The 19546-nt window shown below is 65.8% G+C and carries 21 protein-coding genes; 20 read left to right on the top strand and 1 reads right to left on the bottom strand.

Annotation, left to right across the window (positions count from 1 at the left end; genetic code table 11):
* Positions 1–41 precede the first annotated feature (41 nt).
* From fliH to flhB, 13 genes are all read left to right on the top strand, one after another.
* On the top strand, positions 42–821 hold the full coding sequence (gene fliH, locus ACYJP6_RS18550) for a flagellar assembly protein FliH (RefSeq protein ID WP_459476621.1): 780 nt from the start codon (positions 42–44) through the stop codon (positions 819–821).
* Positions 811–2157: a flagellar protein export ATPase FliI gene (gene fliI, locus ACYJP6_RS18545; protein ID WP_059315552.1), complete on the top strand. Its 1347-nt coding sequence runs from the start codon at positions 811–813 to the stop codon at positions 2155–2157. Before fliH ends, fliI begins: the two co-directional genes overlap by 11 nt.
* Positions 2158–2163: 6 nt before the next feature.
* Positions 2164–2607: a flagellar export protein FliJ gene (gene fliJ, locus ACYJP6_RS18540; RefSeq protein ID WP_459476619.1), complete on the top strand. Its 444-nt coding sequence runs from the start codon at positions 2164–2166 to the stop codon at positions 2605–2607.
* A 51-nt stretch (positions 2608–2658) separates the two neighbouring features.
* Positions 2659–3015 carry an Hpt domain-containing protein gene (locus ACYJP6_RS18535; RefSeq protein ID WP_459476617.1) on the top strand — a complete coding sequence of 119 codons (357 nt, stop codon included), beginning with the start codon at positions 2659–2661 and terminating at the stop codon, positions 3013–3015.
* 78 nt (positions 3016–3093) lie between these two features.
* A complete protein-coding gene (locus ACYJP6_RS18530; RefSeq protein ID WP_459476615.1) occupies positions 3094–4497 on the top strand; it encodes a flagellar hook-length control protein FliK in 1404 nt (467 codons plus the stop codon).
* A gap of 124 nt (positions 4498–4621) precedes the next feature.
* Positions 4622–5143, top strand: a complete 522-nt coding sequence (fliL, locus tag ACYJP6_RS18525) for a flagellar basal body-associated protein FliL (protein ID WP_459476613.1) — start codon at positions 4622–4624, stop codon at positions 5141–5143.
* A gap of 8 nt (positions 5144–5151) precedes the next feature.
* Positions 5152–6123, top strand: a complete 972-nt coding sequence (fliM, locus tag ACYJP6_RS18520) for a flagellar motor switch protein FliM (protein WP_145010143.1) — start codon at positions 5152–5154, stop codon at positions 6121–6123.
* A 55-nt stretch (positions 6124–6178) separates the two neighbouring features.
* Positions 6179–6634 (top strand): flagellar motor switch protein FliN, encoded by a 456-nt coding sequence (gene fliN / locus ACYJP6_RS18515; protein WP_459476611.1) that lies wholly within the window; start codon positions 6179–6181, stop codon positions 6632–6634.
* Positions 6635–6637: 3 nt separating this feature from the next.
* On the top strand, positions 6638–7051 hold the full coding sequence (fliO, locus tag ACYJP6_RS18510; RefSeq protein ID WP_459476609.1) for a flagellar biosynthetic protein FliO: 414 nt from the start codon (positions 6638–6640) through the stop codon (positions 7049–7051).
* On the top strand, positions 7048–7845 hold the full coding sequence (gene fliP, locus ACYJP6_RS18505) for a flagellar type III secretion system pore protein FliP (protein ID WP_459476607.1): 798 nt from the start codon (positions 7048–7050) through the stop codon (positions 7843–7845). The genes fliO and fliP overlap by 4 nt, the downstream gene beginning before the upstream one ends.
* A 27-nt stretch (positions 7846–7872) precedes the next feature.
* Positions 7873–8142 carry a flagellar biosynthesis protein FliQ gene (gene fliQ, locus ACYJP6_RS18500; RefSeq protein ID WP_027597972.1) on the top strand — a complete coding sequence of 90 codons (270 nt, stop codon included), beginning with the start codon at positions 7873–7875 and terminating at the stop codon, positions 8140–8142.
* A 3-nt stretch (positions 8143–8145) separates the two neighbouring features.
* Positions 8146–8922, top strand: coding sequence for a flagellar biosynthetic protein FliR (fliR, locus tag ACYJP6_RS18495; RefSeq protein ID WP_145010131.1), 777 nt, complete (start codon positions 8146–8148; stop codon positions 8920–8922).
* A gap of 12 nt (positions 8923–8934) precedes the next feature.
* The gene (gene flhB / locus ACYJP6_RS18490; protein WP_459476604.1) at positions 8935–10083 is read left to right on the top strand and encodes a flagellar biosynthesis protein FlhB; all 1149 of its coding nucleotides are present in this window, start codon (positions 8935–8937) and stop codon (positions 10081–10083) included.
* Here flhB and sodC read toward each other — a convergent pair.
* A complete protein-coding gene (gene sodC, locus ACYJP6_RS18485) occupies positions 10076–10603 on the bottom strand; it encodes a superoxide dismutase [Cu-Zn] SodC (RefSeq protein WP_459476602.1) in 528 nt (175 codons plus the stop codon). The two genes, flhB and sodC, sit on opposite strands and share 8 nt — an antisense overlap.
* Before the next feature lie 251 nt (positions 10604–10854).
* On the opposite strand from sodC, the gene flhA reads away from it, so the two are divergent.
* The 7 genes from flhA to ACYJP6_RS18450 all read left to right on the top strand — a co-directional run bounded on the left by flhA (position 10855) and on the right by ACYJP6_RS18450 (position 19499).
* Entirely contained in the window at positions 10855–12954 is a 2100-nt protein-coding gene (gene flhA, locus ACYJP6_RS18480) for a flagellar biosynthesis protein FlhA (protein ID WP_260856124.1), read from the top strand.
* Between the two features lie 10 nt (positions 12955–12964).
* Positions 12965–14293, top strand: a complete 1329-nt coding sequence (gene flhF / locus ACYJP6_RS18475) for a flagellar biosynthesis protein FlhF (protein WP_459476599.1) — start codon at positions 12965–12967, stop codon at positions 14291–14293.
* Positions 14294–14385: 92 nt separating this feature from the next.
* Entirely contained in the window at positions 14386–15216 is an 831-nt protein-coding gene (fleN, locus tag ACYJP6_RS18470) for a flagellar synthesis regulator FleN (protein WP_145010115.1), read from the top strand.
* Positions 15213–15953, top strand: coding sequence for an RNA polymerase sigma factor FliA (gene fliA / locus ACYJP6_RS18465; RefSeq protein ID WP_027597968.1), 741 nt, complete (start codon positions 15213–15215; stop codon positions 15951–15953). The genes fleN and fliA overlap by 4 nt, the downstream gene beginning before the upstream one ends.
* An 87-nt stretch (positions 15954–16040) precedes the next feature.
* A complete protein-coding gene (locus tag ACYJP6_RS18460) occupies positions 16041–16415 on the top strand; it encodes a chemotaxis response regulator CheY (protein WP_169853335.1) in 375 nt (124 codons plus the stop codon).
* 19 nt (positions 16416–16434) lie between these two features.
* Positions 16435–17223, top strand: a complete 789-nt coding sequence (locus tag ACYJP6_RS18455; protein WP_459476595.1) for a protein phosphatase CheZ — start codon at positions 16435–16437, stop codon at positions 17221–17223.
* Between the two features lie 26 nt (positions 17224–17249).
* On the top strand, positions 17250–19499 hold the full coding sequence (locus tag ACYJP6_RS18450; RefSeq protein WP_459476592.1) for a chemotaxis protein CheA: 2250 nt from the start codon (positions 17250–17252) through the stop codon (positions 19497–19499).
* Positions 19500–19546: the final 47 nt, after the last annotated feature.

Here is a 19546-nt window from a genome sequence, read left to right as displayed (position 1 = left end):
TGCTAAGGTCTGGTCAGTAGCGGTTTTCTGACGGACAGGTAATGAGCAAAGAAGCGGCGAGCGAACTGATCAGGGCGCGGGACCTGGAAGCCTTCGATGTCTGGCGACTGCCAGCCTTCGACAGCTTCGACGAGCCCGAAGTGGTGGCTGCGCCCGCCGCTGTCGAGCCCGAGCCCCAGCCGGAACCCCAGATCGAAGAGGTACCGGTCGAAGAGGTCCAGCCGATCACCCTCGAAGAGCTGGAAGCGATCCGCCAGGAGGCCTACAACGAAGGCTTCGTCACCGGCGAGCGCGACGGCTACCACGCCGGCCAGCTCAAGGCGCGCCAGGAGGCCGAGGCGGCCCTGACCGCCCGGCTGGCCAGCCTGGAAACCCTGATGAGCCATCTGCTCGATCCCATCGGCGAACAGGACCAGGCGCTGGAGGCCGGCATGGTGCAACTGGTCCGCCACATCACCCGCGAGGTCATCCAGCGCGAACTGACGCTGGACTCCAGCCAGCTGGGGCAGGTGGTGCGCACCGCGCTGAAGCTGCTGCCCATGGGCGCCGAGAACATCCGGATCCAGGTCAGCCCGCAGGACTTCGAACTGATGAAGGCCCTGCGTGATCGCCACGAGGAAAAGTGGCGTATCCTCGAAGACGAGACACTGATGCCCGGTGGTTGCCGGATCGAGACCGAAAGCAGCGTCATCGACGCCAGCATCGAGACCCGGCTGACCCAGGCCTTGACGCAACTGGCCGAGCAGCAGCGTCACCAGGCGACCCAGCCGCAGGAAGCCGATCTGCACATCGATATCGAGGATGCCCCCCATGCGTCTTGAGCGTCTGAGTTTCGAACGCCGTCTCGGCGGCTACGATGAAGCCATCCGCGTCGAACAGCAGCCGGTGATCGAAGGCCGCCTGCTGCGCATGGTCGGCCTGACCCTGGAGGCTGAAGGGCTGCGGGCGGCGGTGGGCAGTCGTTGCCGGTTGATCAATGGCGGTGGCTACCAGCCGGTGGAAGTCGAAGCCGAGGTGATGGGCTTCAACGGCAACAAGACCTTTCTCATGCCGGTGGGCAGCCTAGCCGGCATCGCGCCCGGCGCTCGCGTCGTCCCCGTGCCGGACACTGGCCGCCTGCCGATGGGCATGTCGATGCTCGGACGGGTGCTGGATGGCCTGGGCAATGCGCTGGACGGCAAGGGCCGCATGCGCGCCGAAGACTGGGTGCCGATGGATGGGCCGACCATCAACCCGCTCAAGCGCGAACCCATCAGCGAGCCGCTGGACGTGGGTATCCGCAGCATCAACGGTTTGTTGACGGTGGGTCGTGGCCAGCGCCTCGGCCTGTTCGCCGGTACCGGCGTGGGCAAGAGCGTGCTGCTCGGCATGATGACCCGCCTGACCAAGGCCGAGATCATCGTCGTCGGGCTGATCGGCGAGCGGGGTCGCGAGGTGAAGGAATTCATCGAGCACATCCTCGGCGAGGAGGGCATCAAGCGGGCCGTGGTGGTGGCTTCGCCGGCGGACGATGCGCCCCTGCTGCGCCTGCGCGCGGCCATGTACTGCACCCGTATCGCCGAATACTTCCGCGACAAGGGCAAGAACGTCCTGTTGCTGATGGATTCCCTGACCCGCTATGCCCAGGCCCAGCGGGAGATCGCCCTGGCCATCGGCGAGCCACCGGCTACCAAGGGCTATCCGCCGTCGGTGTTCGCCAAGCTGCCGCGACTGGTGGAACGGGCCGGCAATGCAGAAAAGGGCGGGGGTTCGATCACCGCGTTCTATACTGTGCTCTCGGAAGGCGACGATCAGCAGGACCCCATCGCCGACTCGGCGCGGGGCGTGCTGGATGGTCACTTCGTGCTGTCGCGGCGTCTGGCCGAGGAAGGCCACTATCCGGCGATCGACATCGAGGCGTCCATCAGCCGCGTGATGCCCCAGGTGGTCAGCCCGGAGCACCTGCGCAACGCCCAGCGCGTCAAGCAGCTCTGGTCGCTCTACCAACAGGCCAAGGACCTGCTCAGCGTCGGCGCCTATGTACCCGGCGGGAACGCCGAAACCGATCTGGCGATCGCCCGCTACGCCCCGATGCAGCAGTTCCTGCGCCAGGGCCTGCGCGAGAGCGAGTCGCTGGAGCAGAGCGCCGCCAATCTCCAAGCCGTATTGGGAGGCTGATAGATCATGAAGGGCAGAGCCGAACGTCTGGGGCCGGTGGTGGAGATGAGCGAGCGCGAGGAGCGCGACGCCGCCCAGCGTCTGGGACAGTGCCAGCAGCAACTGGCCCAGGCCGAATTCAAGCTGGGCGAGCTGCAGCGCTACCGCGAAGACTATCAGCAGCGGCTGGTGACCAACGGCAGCCGCGGCGTCACCGGGCAGTGGCTGATCGGCTACCAGCGCTTTCTCAGCCAGCTCGAAGAAGCCATCGGTCAGCAGGAGCGCAATGCCCAGTGGCACCGGGACGTGGTGACCAAGGCGCGGACGCAGTGGCAGGAGCGCTACGCCCGACTCGAAGGCCTGCGTAAGCTGGTCGAGCGCTACAAGCAGGAGCAGCGCCTGGTCGAGGACAAGCGCGAGCAGAAGCAGATGGACGAGTATGCCCAGCGGGCGCGCTCAGCTTATCTCTAGGTCCTTGGCTGGCGGATGCCACCCTTCGCCCCGTCGTCAGTGAGAGCTTCGATGTTTTCTTCGCATCTCGATCCGGAAACCCTCGCCGCCCTGCGCGACTGCATGGAAGAGGAGTATCCCGGTCTCATCGATACCTTCCTCCTCGACTGCGAGGAGCGACTCGCCGACCTCAAGCGCAGCGTGATCGCCAACGATGCCGAGCAGGTTCGCCAACTGGCACATAGTTTCAAGGGCTCCGCCGGCAACATGGGCGCCATGCCGCTGGCGGAATTGTGCCGGGACGTGGAGGAGGGCGCGCGCCGCCGGGCAGCCACGGCCGAGCTGGCCATGGGCGTGTCCGCCATGGAGCGCGAATTCGCCGTCGTCCGCATTCTGTTCAAGGTGGAGCGCCAGCGGTACGCCTCCTGAATCCTCGTCAAAGCCCTGGCGGTTTCGACTGGCGCGCAACTTGCTAGGTATCGGAAAACCCGTCATTCGGAGCATTCCATGGCCGTCGTGCCCGATTTCCTGTTGAACACCACGACCTCCGCCGTCACCACTGGCCGGGGCACCGTCAAGACACCGTCCGCGCAGGATCGCCCAGCCGCGCAGGAGCGGTTCGCCGACGTCTTCGCCCAGGAGCAGCCCCGGGAGACGGCGCGTAGCGAGAAACCGCGTGAGACCAGCGAGGCCAAGGCGCCGAGCCAGGCGCGCAAGAGCGACTACGCGCGGTCCCGGGACGGCGACGAGCACGTCAAGCGTTCCGCCGATGATGACCGTAACTCGGACACCAAGTCATCGACGGATACGGTGGCAACGAGCGATCAGCCGCCGGCAACCGCTGCCGACGATACCGGCAAGACCTTGCCGGTGGCCGCGGGCGAGGACGCTCAGCAGCCCGCCACCGCGGCATTGGATCCCCTGTTCCTGCTCGGTATGACCGGGCAATTCCCGCCGCCGGCGACACCTGCAACGGCAGCGCCGGCGCCCGCTACCGCGACGACGGCCGGGTCGGTCACCAGCACTGGTACGCCCGCCCTCGACCCGGCCACGCTGCTGGGCACGGCGGTCGCCGGCGGCACCCAGGCCACCGCCGGTGTCGCCACTGGCGTTTCGGCCACCCCGGCCCAGCCCGGTGACCAGGCGGCTCAGGCCGATGGTCTTGCGCAACTGCTCGGCCAGCTACCACCCGGCCAGGGCGAGGCCGGCAAGGCGGGCAACGCCGCCAACAACCTGGCGGCGACCCAGCTGCAAGGCCTGCTGCCGGGCGATGGCGCCCCCGTGCCCGGTGCCGAACAGGCTGCCAGCGCGGCCCTGGTCTCGACCCTGGATGCGGGCGACGCCAAGGACGCCGCCGTGCCGAGCAAGAGCGAGGCCTTCGCCGACAAGCTCACCGCCCTGTCGCAGGCCCTCAGTACTCCGGCGGCAACCGCCCGCCCGGTCACCGCCACGGCGCCTGGCCAGGCCCTCAATCCCCAGGCCGGCAATTTCAGCGAGGCGGTGGTGGACAAGGTCATGTGGATGTCCAGCCAGAACCTCAAGACCGCCGACATCCAGATGGAACCGGCGCAGCTGGGCAAGCTGGAGGTCCGCATCGACATGACCCAGGACCAGACCCAGGTCACCTTCGCCAGTCCCCATGCCGACGTCCGGGAGGCCCTGGACAACGGCAGTCAGCGGTTGCGCGAGCTCTTCGCCCAGCAGGGCATGAACCTGGCCAACGTCAACGTCTCCGACCAGTCGTCCGGCCAGGGCTGGCAGCAGGCGCAGCAGGGCTCCCAGCAGGAGGGCTCGCGGCGGGGACGTGGCGGCGTCGCCGGGGGTAGCGAAGAGGAGCCGGTGGCCAATGTGGCGGAAACCCGTGGCGCCACCAGCTTGGCGGCACGCAGCCTGGTCGACTACTACGCCTGAGGCGCCAAGTCGCCGGGCGCCAGGTGACAGTCCTGGCTGTACCTGCTATATCCCCTTCGTATCAATAGGTTAGCTGCGTCACTCAGCGAGGGTGACGCCTGGCACAGGATTCGGTCGAGCATTTATGGCGAAGAAGCAGGCGCCCGCGGCAGAGGGTGCCGCCGCGGAAGGCAAGGGCAAAGGCAAGCTCAAGCTCATCATCATCATCGTCGTGGCCCTGCTGCTGGTCATCGGCGCCTCGGTGGGCGCGACCTGGTTCCTACTCGGCAAGAAGGGCGCCGACCCGGAACACGCGGCCGCGGCCGCGCCGGCGGCGCCGGTGCACCTGGCGGCGGTCTATCAGGCGCTGGTGCCGGCCTTCGTGGTCAACTACAACGCTGAGGGGCGCCAGCGCTACATGCAGGTGACGGTCACCCTGATGGGCCGCGACCAGGCGCAGATGGATGCGCTCAAGGCGCAACTGCCCCAGGTCCGCAACCAACTGGTCATGCTCTTCTCCGGGCAGGACTTCAATAGCCTGCTCACCCCGGTCGGCAAGGAAATGCTGCGCCAGCAGGCGACCAGCAAGGTTCAGGAGCTGGCGAAGAAACTGACCGGCCAGACGGCCATCGAACAGGTATTGTTCACCAACCTCGTCCTGCAATAGGAAACGCCATGGCCGTGCAAGATCTGCTCTCCCAGGATGAAATCGATGCCCTGCTGCACGGGGTCGACGATGGCATCGTCGAGACCGAGACCGATGCCGAGCCGGGCACCATCAAGGGCTACGACCTCACCAGCCAGGATCGTATCGTCCGCGGGCGCATGCCGACCCTGGAGATGATCAACGAGCGCTTCGCCCGCTATACTCGGGTGAGCATGTTCAACCTGCTGCGGCGCTCGGCGGACGTGTCCGTGGGCGGCGTGCAGGTCACCAAGTTCGGCGAGTACATCCATTCGCTGTACGTGCCCACCAGCCTCAACATGGTCAAGATGAAGCCGTTGCGCGGGACCGCGCTGTTTATCCTCGACGCCCGGCTGGTGTTCAAGCTGGTGGACAACTTCTTCGGTGGCGACGGTCGCCACGCCAAGATCGAAGGCCGCGAATTTACCCCCACCGAGTTGCGCGTGGTGCGCATGGTGCTGGACCAGTGCTTCATCGACCTCAAGGAAGCCTGGGGCGCCATGCTCGACTGCCAGTTCGAGTACATGAACTCCGAGGTCAACCCGGCGCTGGCCAATATCGTCAGCCCCAGCGAAGTGGTGGTAGTGAGCACCTTCAACATCGAATTGGACGGCGGCGGCGGTGAGCTGCACGTGACCATGCCCTATTCGATGATCGAACCGATCCGCGAGATGCTCGACGCCGGTTTCCAGTCGGACGTGGACGACCAGGACGAACGCTGGGTCAAGGCCCTGCGCGAAGACCTGCTCGACGTCCGGGTGCCCCTGGAGGCGACGGTTGTCCGGCGCCAACTCAAACTCCGCGATATCCTCAACATGCAGCCCGGCGATGTGATTCCGGTGGAGATGCCGGAGGAGATGCTGATGAGGGCCAATGGCATGCCGACCTTCAAGGTCAAGATGGGGGCGCGCAAGGGCAACCTGGCCCTGCAGATCCTCGAACCGGTCAGCCGCAGCCGCTGAGCGACCACCGTTTTCCCGCCCGGGCCGAGGCCCGGCGTAGCACGAGACCCAGACGATGGCAGACAACCCCGAAGAACAAGCCCTGGCGGACGAATGGGCCGCGGCCCTGGTCGAGGCCGGCGATGCCAGCCAGGACGACATCGACGCCTTGATGGCGCAGGGCACCCAGATGGAAGCCCCCAAGCCGCCCAAGGCGCCGGTGGAAGAATTTGGTCAGAGCAGTGGGGGGTTAGCGGTGAGCGGCATGGAAGGGCCCAACCTGGATGTGATCCTGGACATCCCGGTGACCATCTCCATGGAGGTGGGCCATACCGACATCTCCATCCGCAACCTGCTGCAACTCAACCAGGGCTCGGTGATCGAGCTCGACCGTCTGGCTGGCGAGCCGCTGGACGTGCTGGTCAATGGTACGCTGATCGCCCACGGTGAGGTGGTGGTGGTGAACGAGAAATTCGGGATCCGGCTGACCGACGTCATCAGTCCTACGGAACGTATCAAGAAGCTGCGGTGATCCATGAAGAGTCTGCTCCTGCCGCTGGGTCTCCTGCCCCTGACCGCGCGCGCTGCCGAAGCCACCAGCCCGGGGCTGGATGTAGGGGCCCAGCTCGGGCAGTTGCTGCTGGGCCTGCTGCTGGTAATCGGCCTGATCCTCGGCCTGGCCTGGCTGGTGCGCCGCGTGCAGCAGCAGGGCCCGCGCGGCCAGCAGGCGATCAAGGTGATCTCGACCCAGCACCTGGGACCGCGCGAGCGCCTGGTGCTGGTCCAGGTCGGCCAGGAGCAGCTGCTGATCGGCGTCGCCGGCGGCCGCATCACGCCGCTGCACACCCTGCGCGAGCCGGTACGGCTGGGCGAGACGGAGACGCCGCCGCCGGAATTCGCCCAGCGGCTGCTGGAACTCATCAGCCGCGACCCCAAGGCGAAGCCATGACCCTTTCGCGTCTACCGGCTGGCCTGGGACGTAACCTGGGCTGGCTGCTGGGGCTGGCCGTGCTGCTGTTCGCGCCCCTGGCGCTGGCGCAGCAGGCCGGGCAGGGCAATCCGCTGTCGGTGCCGGCCATCACCCTGAGCACCAACGCCCAGGGCCAGCAGGAGTATTCGGTCAGCCTGCAGATCCTGCTGATCATGACGGCGCTGAGCTTCATCCCGGCGTTCGTCATGCTGATGACCAGCTTCACCCGAATCGTCATCGTCTTCGCCATCCTGCGCCAGGCGCTGGGCCTGCAGACCACGCCGTCCAACCAGGTGCTGGTGGGCATGGCGCTGTTCCTGTCGCTGTTCATCATGGCGCCGGTGTTCGACCGCATCAACACCACCGCCGTGCAGCCCTACCTGAACGAGCAGCTCAGCGCCCAAGACGCCATCGACCGCGCCCAGGTGCCGATGAAGGACTTCATGCTGGGGCAGACCCGGCAATCGGACCTGGACCTGTTCATGCGGCTGTCCAAGCGCACCGACATCGCCAGTCCCGACCAGGCGCCGCTGTCGATCCTGGTACCGGCCTTCGTCACCTCCGAGCTCAAGACCGCCTTCCAGATCGGCTTCATGATCTTCATTCCCTTCCTGGTCATCGACCTGGTGATCGCCAGCGTGCTGATGGCCATGGGCATGATGATGCTGTCGCCGATGATCATCTCCCTGCCGTTCAAGCTGATGCTATTCGTGCTGGTGGATGGCTGGGCGCTGATCATGGGCACCCTGGCCAGCAGCTTCGGCACCGTCTAGCGGTGCCCCTAAGCGTGGAGAAGCGCAATGACCCCTGAAGTCGCCGTCGATCTGTTCCGCCAGGGTCTCTGGCTCACCGCCCTGCTGGTGGCGGTGCTGGTGGTGCCGAGCCTGATCGTCGGCCTGATCGTGGCGGTGTTCCAGGCCGCGACCCAGATCAACGAGCAGACCCTGAGCTTCCTGCCACGCCTGATCGTCACCCTCTTGACGCTGATTGTCCTGGGGCCCTGGATGGTCAGGCAGCTGATGGAGTTCATCCAGACCTCGGTCGCCAACATCCCGCGGCTGATCGGCTAGCCCATGCTCGCGCTCAGCGACGCCCAGATCGGCGGCTGGGTCGGCAGCTTCCTGTTTCCGCTGTTTCGCATCGCCGCGCTGCTGATGACCATGCCGATCATCGGCACCACCCTGGTCCCGGTGCGGGTGCGGATGTACCTGGCGCTGGCGCTCAGCCTGGTGCTGGTCCCCACGCTGCCGCCCATGCCGCAGGTGGACGCCATCAGCGTCCAGGCCCTGCCGCTGATCGTCGAGCAGATCCTCATCGGCGCGGTGATGGGCTTCAGCCTGCAGCTGTTCTTCCATGTCTTCGTGGTAGCCGGGCAGATCATCTCGACCCAGGCCGGCCTGAGCTTCGCGTCCATGATCGACCCGGTCAACGGTGCTTCGGCGCCGGTGATGGGGCAGTTCTTCACCATGCTGGTGACCCTGCTGTTCCTCGCCATGAACGGTCACCTGGTGGTGTTCGAGATCCTCGCCGAAAGCTTCGTCACCCTGCCGGTGGGCGACACCCTGAGCGTCGAGCACTTCCGCCAGCTGGCGGGGCGCCTGGGCTGGGTCATAGGGGCGGGCATCCTGCTGGTATTGCCGGCGATCACCGCGCTGCTAGTGGTCAACATCGCTTTCGGCATCATGACCCGCGCCGCGCCGCAGCTGAACATCTTTTCCGTCGGCATGCCGCTGATCGTGGTGCTGGGTATGGTCATCGTCTGGCTCGGCACCGCCGACATCCTCTCCCACTATGAAAGTCTCGCCAGCGAGGCGCTGCAGTGGCTGCGCGAACTCGCTCGAGCCCGCTAGGAGGTATGCCGCATGGCTGAATCCGATGGCGAAGACCGGACAGAAGACCCAACTGAGAAACGCAAGCGTGAGTCGCGGGAGGAGGGGCAGCTCCCGCGCTCGCGCGAACTTGGTACCGTGGCGGTCATGCTCGCGGGAGTGGGCGGCCTGCTGATGTATGGCGCCTTCCTCGGCGGCAAGCTGCTGGAAGTGATGCGCGCCAATTTCTCGCTCCGCCGGGAAGAGGCGATGGACGAGCGCTTCATGGGCACCTTCCTGCTGGCCTCGGGCAAGGCGGCGATGCTGGGCATGCTGCCGATGATCGCCCTGGTGGTGATCGCGGCCATCGTCGGCCACATCGCCCTGGGCGGCTTCCTGTTTTCCAGCAAGGTCCTGGCGCCCAAGGCGAGCCGGATGAATCCGCTGTCCGGCATCACCCGGATGTTTTCCAAGAACTCCCTGGTGGAGCTGCTCAAGGCCCTGGGCAAGTTCTTCATCATCCTCGGCGTGTCGGTGCTGGTGCTGATGAGCGAGCGCACGGCCCTGCTGCAGATCGCCAAGCTGCCGGTGGAGCAGGCGCTGCTGCACAGCATCCAGGTGGTCGGCCATGCCACCCTGTTGCTGGCCTTCGGCCTGCTGATCATCGCCGCCATCGACGTTCCCTTCCAGATCTTCAGCAACCGCAAGAAGCTGATGATGACCAAGCAGGAGATCAAGGACGAGTACAAGGACAGCGAGGGCAAGCCGGAGGTCAAGGGCAAGATCCGCCAGATGCAGCGGCAGATGGCCCAGCGGCGGATGATGGCGGAGGTGCCTAACGCCGATGTGGTCATCACCAACCCGACCCACTTCGCCGTGGCGCTGAAATACGATGCGGCCAAGGGCGGCGCGCCGGTGCTGGTGGCCAAGGGCAGCGACTTCACCGCCCTGAAGATTCGCGAGATCGCCCAGGAGCATCAGGTCTCGCTGCTGGAGTCGCCCGGCCTGGCGCGGGCGGTGTACTACTCCACCGACGTGGACCAGGAAATTCCCGCCGGTCTCTATGTGGCGGTGGCCCAGGTCCTCGCCTACGTCTACCAGCTCCGGCAATTCCGCGCCGGACGCGGTCGCAAGCCCAAGCTCGCCGACCTGCCCATCCCGCAGGACCTGCGGCGGGACGAGCAGGGCAAGGCCTCTACTTGATGACGCCGCAGACGATGCGGGCGCCGCCACCGCCCAGGGGCTTGGGCTGGTCGGCGTAGTTGTCGCCGCCGGCGTGGATCATCAGGGCATGGCCCTTGAGTTCTTCGAGGCGCTTCAGCCGCGGCGCCAGCACCGGTTGGGTCGCCTGGCCATCGGCCGTCACGTACAGGGCCGGCAATTCCCCCAGGTGGCCATCGTCCGACCAGGGCGCGCTGTGCTTGCCGGTGTTGCGCGGATCGAGGTGGCCGCCCGCGGCGCCCCCGGCGGTCGCCTTGCCATCCACCTCGGCCGGGCCGCAGTTGGGCTTGGTATGCACATGGAAGCCGTGGATGCCGGGTTCCAGGCCCTTGAGCTCGGGCGTGAACACCAGGCCGTACTTGGAGCGGGTCACCTGGACGCTGCCGACGCTTTCGCCCACGCCGTCGGTCGAGATCTTGTTCATGGGAATGGTCAGGGATTCAGCCGCCTGGGCAGTACCGGCCAGGCAGGTGGCCAACAGCGTCGCGGTCCAGATCTTCATGGTGATGTTCCTCGGATAGGCGCGCTAGCGCGGATCCTAGACAGACCCGCGTCCTTCCCGCGCGGTTCAGCGAACGCTGCGAGCCATCCGTTACCAGTCCTGTAGCGCCCCGTGGAAAACCTCGCTGATTCAAGGTGTTGGGCAGTTGGCCCGGAGCTTGCTCAAGCCCCTGCGAACAGTGCGCTGCGTCAACTTTCCGTGATGACCGCGCCGCCACGCGAGGAATGGGTGTGAAAGTCGACAAATCCCTGATGATGGGCAACATGCGCGGTCTGGCTCGCGGCAACCTGGGCGTGCCGCTGGCCGTCCTGGCGATGCTCGCCATGATGACCCTGCCGATGCCGCCGTTCCTGCTGGACGTGCTGTTCACCTTCAACATCGCCCTGTCGATCGTGGTCCTGCTGGTCAGCGTCTATGCCCTGCGGCCGCTGGATTTCGCCGTCTTCCCGACCATCCTGCTGGTGTCGACCCTGCTGCGCCTGGCGCTCAACGTGGCTTCCAGCCGCGTGGTGCTGCTGCACGGCCAGGACGGCCACGATGCCGCGGGCAAGGTCATCCAGGCCTTCGGTGAGGTGGTAGTCGGCGGCAACTACGTGGTCGGTGCGGTGGTGTTCGCCATCCTCATGATCATCAACTTCGTGGTGGTGACCAAGGGTGCCGGCCGGATCTCCGAGGTCTCGGCCCGTTTCACCCTGGACGCCATGCCCGGCAAGCAGATGGCCATCGACGCCGACCTCAATGCCGGCATCATCGACCAGGCCGAAGCCAAGAAGCGCCGGACCGAAGTGGGCCAGGAGGCCGATTTCTACGGCTCCATGGACGGTGCCAGCAAGTTCGTCCGCGGTGACGCCATCGCCGGCCTCTTGATCCTTTTCATCAACCTCATCGGCGGCATGGCCATCGGCATGGCCCAGCACGGCCTGCCGTTCGGCGACGCCGCGCGCATCTACGCCCTGCTGACCATCGGTGACGGCCTGGTCGCCCAGGTCCCCTCCCTGCTGCTGTCAGTGGCCGCCGCCATCATGGTCACCCGGGTGTCCTCCGCCGAGGACATGGGCCAGCAGGTGAACCGGCAGATGTTCGCCTCGCCCAAGGCGCTGGCGGTGTCCGCCTTCATCATCATCGCCATGGGCCTGGTGCCGGGCATGCCGCACCTGCCGTTCCTCGGCCTGGGTGGCGGCGCTGCCGCTGGCGCCTGGATGATCTACAAGCGTCAGCGCCAGGCCAAGCAGACCGCCGAGGTGGAAGCCAAGAAGCAGCAGGAGCTGGCGCCGGTGCAGCGTCCGGCCGAGGCCAAGGAGCTGGGTTGGGACGACGTGACCCCAGTGGACATGGTCGGTCTGGAAGTCGGCTACCGCCTGATCCCCATGGTCGACCGCAACCAGGGTGGCCAGCTGCTGGCGCGGATCAAGGGTGTCCGCAAGAAGCTGTCCCAGGACCTCGGCTTCCTCATGCCGTCGGTGCATATCCGCGACAACCTGGACCTGCTGCCCAACGCCTATCGCCTGACGCTCATGGGGGTCAGCGTCGCCGAGGCCGAGATCTATCCCGACCGCGAACTGGCCATCAACCCGGGCCAGGTCTATGGCACCCTCAACGGCGTCGCCGCCAAGGATCCGGCATTCGGTCTGGAAGCCGTCTGGATCGACGTCACCCAGCGCGACCAGGCCCAGTCCCTCGGCTACACCGTGGTCGACGCCAGCACCGTGGTCGCCACTCACCTCAACCAGATCCTCTTCAAGCACGCCCACGAGCTGATTGGCCACGAGGAAGTCCAGCAACTGCTGCAGGTGCTGGCCAAGAGTTCGCCCAAGCTGGCCGAGGAGCTGGTACCCGGCATCGTCTCGCTGTCGACCCTGCTCAAGATCCTCCAGCAGCTGCTGCAGGAGCAGGTTCCGGTCCGCGACATCCGCACCATCGCCGAAGCCATCGCCAACGTCGGTCCGCGGAGTCAAGATCCCGCCGCCATCGCCGGTGCCGTGCGGGTCGCGCTGTCCCGCGCAATCGTCCAGAACATCGTTGGAATGGAGCCTGAGCTGCCTGTTATCACCCTTGAGCCAAGGTTGGAACAGATGTTGCTAAGTAGTATGCAGAAGGCCGGTCAAGGCGCCGAGGACGGCATGTTCCTCGAGCCTGGCATGGCTGAAAAACTGCAGCGTTCCCTCGTCGAGGCGGCGCAGCGTCAGGAAATGATGGGTAAGCCAGTGGTGCTGCTGGTGGCCGGTGCGATCCGCGGGATGATGTCCCGCTTCGCGCGGATGGCGGCACCGAACATGAGTGTGCTGGCCTACCAGGAAATTCCGGACAACAAGCAGGTCACCATCGTCGCTACCGTTGGCCAGAATGGCTGAGGTCTAGATCATGCAAGTCAAACGTTTCTTCGCCGCCGATATGCGTCAAGCCATGAAGCTGGTACGCGACGAGCTGGGCCCCGATGCCGCCATCCTCAGCAACCGCCGGGTCGCCGGCGGGGTCGAGTTGACCGCGGCGCTGGACTACCAGGCTCCGGCACCGGCCGCGCCCAACGCGGAGCTGCAGGCGGAGTTGCGCAAGACCCATGCGAAGATCGCCCAGGCCCATGCCGACCTCAGCATCCGCGCGCCGGGTGTCCCCTCGGCCGCGCCCAAGGACAAGCAGCTGCTCGGCGCCATCAGCGCCGCCGACAGCCGTCGCGAGCCGCTGCTCGACGCCCCCCGCGCCGCCCAGCCGGCCGCCGCCACTCCGGCCGCCAGCGCCGCGCCGGAAGACCGTCGCGCCCTGGAAGCCATGCGCAGCGAACTCAGTGGCCTGCGCGAACTGCTGGAAGTCCAGCTCGGCTCCATGGCCTGGACCCAGGTGCAGTCCACCCGTCCGCAGCAGGCCGGCCTCTGGCGTCGTCTGCAGCGCATGGGCCTGCCGGCCGACCTGGCCCGCCACCTGCTCGACAGCGTCGCCAAGATCCAGGATCCGCGCCACGCCTGGCGTATGCTGCTGGCCAACTTCGCCCAGCTGGCGAAGACCACCGACGCCAAGATCCTGGAGGAGGGCGGCATCGTCGCCTTCGTCGGTCCCGCCGGCATGGGCAAGACCACCACCCTGGCCAAGCTCGCCGCCAGCTACGTATTGAAGTACGGTCCCCAGAGCCTGGCGCTGGTCAGCATGGACAGTTTCCGCATCGGTGCCCAGGAGCAGATCAAGACCCTCGGTCGCATCCTCGACGTGCCGGTGACCCTGGTCGACCCGGGCCAATCCCTGGCCCAGGCCCTGGCGCCCCTGGCACGCAAGCGCCTGGTGCTGATCGATACCGCCGGCATGCCCGCCAACGATCCGGCGCTCAAGGCCCAGCTCGAAGCCCTGGCCAACCGCCAGCTGAAGATTCGCAACTACCTGGTACTAGGTGTCACCAGCCAGAGCCAGGTGCTCAAGGCGGCCTACCACAGCTATCGTCGCTGCGGCCTGAGCGGCTGCGTGCTGACCAAGCTGGACGAGGCCGCCAGCCTCGGCGAAGCCCTCGGCCTGGCCATCAGCCAGCGCCTGCCGGTGGCCTACATCGCCGACGGCCCGCGCATCCCGGACGACCTGCATCCGGCCCGTAGCCACCAGCTGGTGAGCCGCGCGGTGAGCCTGCAGGCGCCGGAAGAGCCGAGCGAAGAAACCATGGCCGGGATGTTCGCCGGCCTGTACCAAAGCAATGCCCGCCGCGCCGGTTAGCGCAGACGAACGGTAGTGGTGCATTGCATGCCTGGGCACGCCAAATGCACTTGGTCTAAAGTGTGACGGATTTCAATCAAAGGTATCAGGCAATGGGTAGCATGCATCCCGTCCAAGTCATAGCGGTCACGGGCGGTAAAGGCGGTGTCGGGAAGACCAACGTGTCGGTCAACCTGGCCTTGGCCCTGGCCGATATCGGGCGGCGCGTCATGCTGCTCGACGCCGACCTGGGCCTGGCCAACATCGACGTTCTCCTCGGCCTGTCGCCCAAGCGCACCCTGGCCGACGTCATCTCCGGCGAATGCGATCTGCGCGACGTGCTGCTGCAGGGGCCGGGCGGCATCCGCATCGTCCCGGCGGCCTCGGGGACCCAGGCGATGGTCAATCTGACGCCGGCCCAGCACGCCGGCCTGATCCAGGCCTTCAGCGACATCAGCGAGAACCTCGACGTGCTCATCGTCGACACCGCGGCCGGTATCGGCGATCAGGTGGTCAGCTTCGTTCGCGCCGCCCAGGAAGTCCTGGTGGTGGTCTGCGACGAACCCACCTCCATCACCGACGCCTACGCCCTGATCAAGCTGCTCAACCGCGACCATGGCGTCACCCGTTTCCGGGTCCTGGCGAACATGGCGCTGACCCCCCAGGAAGGCCGCAATCTCTTTGCTAAGCTGACCAAGGTGACCGACAGATTCCTGGATGTCGCCCTGCAGTACGTGGGTGCCATTCCGTTCGATGAAGCGGTGCGCAAAGCCGTGCAGAAACAGCGCCCCGTGTTCGAAGCCTTTCCGCGTGCCAAGGCCTCGCTGGCCTTCCGTGCGGTGGCTCAGAAAGTCGATGGCTGGCCACTGCCGGCCAATCCGCGCGGCCATCTCGAGTTTTTCGTCGAGCGCCTTGTGCAACCAGCCATCGGTACCCACGCATGACAGCATCCAGCGGGCTTCGCATGTACAGCAAAACCTCGGAACGTACCCAGCAGGAGCAGCTCATCAACCGCTATGCGCCGTTGGTGAAACGCATCGCCTACCACCTCCTGGCGCGGCTGCCAGCCAGCGTGCAGGTCGAAGACCTGATGCAGGCCGGCATGATCGGCCTGCTGGAGGCCTCGCGCAAATACGACGCGGGCAAGGGCGCCAGCTTCGAGACCTACGCCGGCATCCGCATCCGCGGCGCCATGCTCGACGAGGTCCGCAAGGGCGATTGGGCACCGCGCTCGGTGCACCGCAACACGCGCATGGTCACCGACGCCATTCGGGCAGTGGAAGCGCGCACCGGTCGCGACGCTAAAGATTCCGAGGTCGCGGCCGAACTTAAATTGAGTCTGGATGAGTACTACGGCATCCTTGGCGACACCATGGGGAGTCGCCTGTTCAGTTTCGACGACCTCATGGAGGGTGGTGAGCATGGGCTCGAGGAGAGCGGTTCGCATGAACTCGAACCCGGTCGCGGTCTGGAAGACGAGCGCTTCCGCAAGGCCCTGGCCGACGCCATCGCCAATCTCCCGGAGCGTGAACGCCTGGTGCTCTCGCTGTATTACGACGAGGAACTCAACCTCAAGGAAATCGGCGAGGTACTGGGAGTGAGCGAATCACGCGTCTGCCAGCTCCACAGTCAATGCGCGGCACGCCTGCGGGCGCGGCTGGCGGAATGGCGTTCGCGTTAACCGGCTGGTACTCAGGCTACTACGATTGCTTAGGCGCGCCTCACGGCGTGTGTGCGGATTAGGACGGAGGTCGACTTGGACAAGAACATGAAAATCCTCATCGTGGACGATTTTTCCACGATGAGACGCATCATCAAGAATTTGCTGCGCGATCTGGGCTTCACCAATACCGCCGAGGCGGACGACGGCAACACCGCGCTGCCGATGCTGCAGAGCGGCAACTTCGACTTTCTCGTCACCGACTGGAACATGCCGGGCATGACCGGTATCGACCTGCTGCGCCAGGTCCGTGCCGACGCGCGGCTGAAGACCCTGCCGGTGCTGATGGTGACCGCCGAAGCCAAGCGCGAGCAGATCATCGAAGCCGCTCAGGCCGGCGTGAATGGCTACGTGGTCAAGCCTTTCACCGCCCAGGTGCTGAAAGAAAAGATCGACAAGATCTTCGAGCGGGTGAACGGCTGAAGAAAGCCGCGGGGACGTTATGGATCAGCTTGGCACCAACAGCTTCAGCGACTTCGAGTCGAATTTAAAACAGCACGCCCAAGAGCTGGTGAAATGCCTGGAGAGCGGCGACTTCGCCCAGGCCGTGCAGGTCATCAATGAACTCAACCAGCTTCGCGACCGGGGTCTCTACCAGGAAGTCGGCAAGCTGACCCGCGAGTTGCACAACGCCATCGTCAACTTCGAGATCGATCCGCGCGGCATGGCCGGCGAAGAGGTCTCCCAGATCAGCGATGCCACCGATCGTCTTTCCTACGTGGTGAAGATGACCGAGAACGCCGCCAACCGGACCATGGATCTGGTGGAGGAGAGCGCGCCGCTGGTGGGCAACTTCGGCGACGAGGCCCGCGCCGTGCACGCCGACTGGAAGAAGTTCATGCGCCGGGAAATGGGCGCGGACGAATTCCGTGAGCTGGCCAAGCGCGTCGACGCCTTCCTCAGCCACAGCGAGAGCAGCGCCGGACAGCTGTCGGCCAAGCTCAACGACATCCTGTTGGCACAGGACTACCAGGACCTCACCGGTCAGGTCATCAAGCGGGTGGTCAACCTCGTCGGGCAGATCGAGAAAGACCTCGTCAAGCTGGTGATGATGGCCAGCCAGGTCGACCGCTATACCGGCTTCAGTCACGATCACACCGCGCTGATCGAACAGAATCGAAAAGAAAAGACGATGAAGGGTGAAGGTCCGCAGATTCATGCCGATAAGCGTGAAGACGTTGTGGCTGCTCAGGTCGACGTCGACGATCTTCTATCCAGTCTGGGCTTCTGACCCAGACCCTTTTGGGGAGTGCAGGAATGAGCTTCGACGCCGATGAAGAAATCCTCCAGGATTTCCTGGTAGAGGCCGGCGAGATTCTCGAACAGTTGTCGGAACAATTGGTCGAGCTGGAAAGCCGCCCGGATGACATGGATCTGCTGAACGCCATTTTCCGGGGCTTCCATACCGTCAAGGGCGGTGCCGGGTTCCTGCAGCTCCATACCCTGGTCGAGTGCTGCCACATCGCGGAAAACGTGTTCGACATCCTGCGCAAGGGCGAACGCCGCGTGGATGCCGAATTGATGGACGTGGTGCTGCAGGCCCTCGACTCCGTCAACGAAATGTTCAGCCAGGTGCGGGAGCGTCAGGAACCGACTCCGGCGACGCCCGAATTGCTGGCGGCCCTGGCCCGGCTGGCCGAACCGGCCGGCAGCGAACCGGCTCCGGCTCCGGCCCCATTCGCCTCCGCGCCTGCTGCGCCGGTGGTGGCCGCGCCGCCGCCGGCCCCGGTCGCCGCCGAAGCGGCCACCCCGGAGCTGAGCGACGCCGATTTTCAGAATCTGCTCGATGCCCTGGGCTCCGAGCCGAGCGCCGCAGCTGAAACCGCCGCCAGCGCCGGTGGTGACGACATCACCGATGACGAGTTCGAAGCCCTGCTCGATCAGTTGCACGGCAAGGGCAAGTTCAACGACGCTCCGGCTGCCACGCCGAGCGCCCCCGCGGTAGCGGCTGCTCCGGCAGCCGGCGCGGCGAGCGGCGATGACATCACCGACGACGAATTCGAAGCCCTGCTCGATGAGCTGCACGGCAAGGGCAAGTTCGCGGCCAGCGAGACCGCGGCACCTGTGGCAGCCGCGCCAGCTGCCGCAGCGCCGCCAGCCGCCGGTGGTGACGAGATCACCGACGACGAATTCGAATCCCTGCTCGACGAATTGCATGGCAAGGGCAAGTTCAGTGGTCCCGCCACCTCTTCCGAAGCGGTCGCTGCACCTGTCGCTTCGGCACCGGTAGCTGCCGCGCAGCCGGCACCGGCACCCGCGCCGAAAGCGGCTCCGGTGGCCGAGACCGCCGCGCCCAAGCCGGCGGCGGCACCTCCTGCCGAGCGTCCCACCAGCGAAGCGGAGACCACCGTCCGGGTCGATACCGCGCGGCTGGACGAGATCATGAACATGGTCGGCGAGCTGGTGCTGGTGCGTAACCGCCTGGTGCGCCTCGGCCTGAACAGCGGCGACGAGGCCATGGCCAAGGCCGTGTCCAACCTCGACGTGGTCACCGCCGATCTGCAGACCTCGGTCATGAAGACGCGGATGCAGCCGATCAAGAAGGTCTTCGGGCGCTTCCCGCGCCTGGTCCGCGACCTGGCACGCAGCCTGAAGAAAGAGATCAACCTGGAACTGGTCGGGGAAGAAACCGACCTGGACAAGAACCTGGTCGAGGCCCTGGCCGATCCGCTGGTGCACCTGGTGCGCAACGCGGTCGACCACGGTATCGAGGGTCCGGCCGAACGCGAAGGCAACGGCAAGTCCCGCGCCGGGCGCGTGGTGCTCTCCGCCGAACAGGAAGGCGACCACATCCTGCTGTCGATCTCCGACGACGGCAAGGGCATGGACGCCGATCTGCTGCGCAACAAGGCGGTGGAGAAGGGCCTGCTGGACCGCGATGCGGCCGAGCGCCTGACCGAGACCGAGTGCTTCAACCTGATCTTCGCCCCGGGTTTCTCCACCAAGTCCGAGATCTCCGACATCTCCGGTCGTGGCGTGGGCATGGATGTGGTCAAGACCAAGATCAGCCAGCTCAATGGTACCCTGAACGTCTTCTCGACCAAGGGCCAGGGCTCCAAGATCGTCATCAAGGTACCCCTGACCCTGGCGATCATGCCGACGCTGATGGTGATGCTGGGCAACCAGGCCTTCGCCTTCCCGCTGGTCAACGTCAACGAGATCTTCCACCTCGACCTGTCCCGCACCAACGTGGTGGACGGCCAGGAAGTGGTGGTGGTGCGCGACAAGGCGCTGCCGCTGTTCTACCTCAAGCGCTGGCTGGTGCCCAATGCGGCACACGTCGAGCAGGGCGAGGGCCACGTGGTGATTCTCTCGGTGGGCACCCAGCGCATCGGCTTCGTGGTCGATCAACTGGTGGGCCAGGAAGAGGTGGTCATCAAGCCGCTCGGCAAGATGCTGCAGGGCACCCCCGGCATGTCCGGCGCCACCATCACCGGCGATGGCCGCATCGCGCTCATCCTCGATGTGCCCAGCATGCTCAAGCGCTACGCCCGTCGCGGGCTCTGAGCCGGCCGAGTACGAGCGGCGTCGGGCCCGTGCCCGGCGCCATCGGG

It is taken from the genome of Pseudomonas sp. No.117 (assembly GCF_054558395.1).
The sequence above is the reverse complement of the archived record's forward strand: the minus strand, read 5'-3'. Positions and strand labels throughout refer to the sequence as shown.

Excerpts from the sequence above, each read along its gene's own strand:
- fliH (WP_459476621.1), top strand. The coding sequence starts at position 42 with ATGAGCAAAGAAGCGGCGAGCGAACTGATCAGGGCGCGGGACCTGGAA.
- fliI (WP_059315552.1), top strand. The coding sequence starts at position 811 with ATGCGTCTTGAGCGTCTGAGTTTCGAACGCCGTCTCGGCGGCTACGAT.
- fliJ (WP_459476619.1), top strand. The coding sequence starts at position 2,164 with ATGAAGGGCAGAGCCGAACGTCTGGGGCCGGTGGTGGAGATGAGCGAG.
- ACYJP6_RS18535 (WP_459476617.1), top strand. The coding sequence starts at position 2,659 with ATGTTTTCTTCGCATCTCGATCCGGAAACCCTCGCCGCCCTGCGCGAC.
- ACYJP6_RS18530 (WP_459476615.1), top strand. The coding sequence starts at position 3,094 with ATGGCCGTCGTGCCCGATTTCCTGTTGAACACCACGACCTCCGCCGTC.
- fliL (WP_459476613.1), top strand. The coding sequence starts at position 4,622 with ATGGCGAAGAAGCAGGCGCCCGCGGCAGAGGGTGCCGCCGCGGAAGGC.
- fliM (WP_145010143.1), top strand. The coding sequence starts at position 5,152 with ATGGCCGTGCAAGATCTGCTCTCCCAGGATGAAATCGATGCCCTGCTG.
- fliN (WP_459476611.1), top strand. The coding sequence starts at position 6,179 with ATGGCAGACAACCCCGAAGAACAAGCCCTGGCGGACGAATGGGCCGCG.
- fliO (WP_459476609.1), top strand. The coding sequence starts at position 6,638 with ATGAAGAGTCTGCTCCTGCCGCTGGGTCTCCTGCCCCTGACCGCGCGC.
- fliP (WP_459476607.1), top strand. The coding sequence starts at position 7,048 with ATGACCCTTTCGCGTCTACCGGCTGGCCTGGGACGTAACCTGGGCTGG.
- fliQ (WP_027597972.1), top strand. The coding sequence starts at position 7,873 with ATGACCCCTGAAGTCGCCGTCGATCTGTTCCGCCAGGGTCTCTGGCTC.
- fliR (WP_145010131.1), top strand. The coding sequence starts at position 8,146 with ATGCTCGCGCTCAGCGACGCCCAGATCGGCGGCTGGGTCGGCAGCTTC.
- flhB (WP_459476604.1), top strand. The coding sequence starts at position 8,935 with ATGGCTGAATCCGATGGCGAAGACCGGACAGAAGACCCAACTGAGAAA.
- sodC (WP_459476602.1), bottom strand. The coding sequence starts at position 10,603 with ATGAAGATCTGGACCGCGACGCTGTTGGCCACCTGCCTGGCCGGTACT.
- flhA (WP_260856124.1), top strand. The coding sequence starts at position 10,855 with ATGATGGGCAACATGCGCGGTCTGGCTCGCGGCAACCTGGGCGTGCCG.
- flhF (WP_459476599.1), top strand. The coding sequence starts at position 12,965 with ATGCAAGTCAAACGTTTCTTCGCCGCCGATATGCGTCAAGCCATGAAG.
- fleN (WP_145010115.1), top strand. The coding sequence starts at position 14,386 with ATGGGTAGCATGCATCCCGTCCAAGTCATAGCGGTCACGGGCGGTAAA.
- fliA (WP_027597968.1), top strand. The coding sequence starts at position 15,213 with ATGACAGCATCCAGCGGGCTTCGCATGTACAGCAAAACCTCGGAACGT.
- ACYJP6_RS18460 (WP_169853335.1), top strand. The coding sequence starts at position 16,041 with ATGAAAATCCTCATCGTGGACGATTTTTCCACGATGAGACGCATCATC.
- ACYJP6_RS18455 (WP_459476595.1), top strand. The coding sequence starts at position 16,435 with ATGGATCAGCTTGGCACCAACAGCTTCAGCGACTTCGAGTCGAATTTA.
- ACYJP6_RS18450 (WP_459476592.1), top strand. The coding sequence starts at position 17,250 with ATGAGCTTCGACGCCGATGAAGAAATCCTCCAGGATTTCCTGGTAGAG.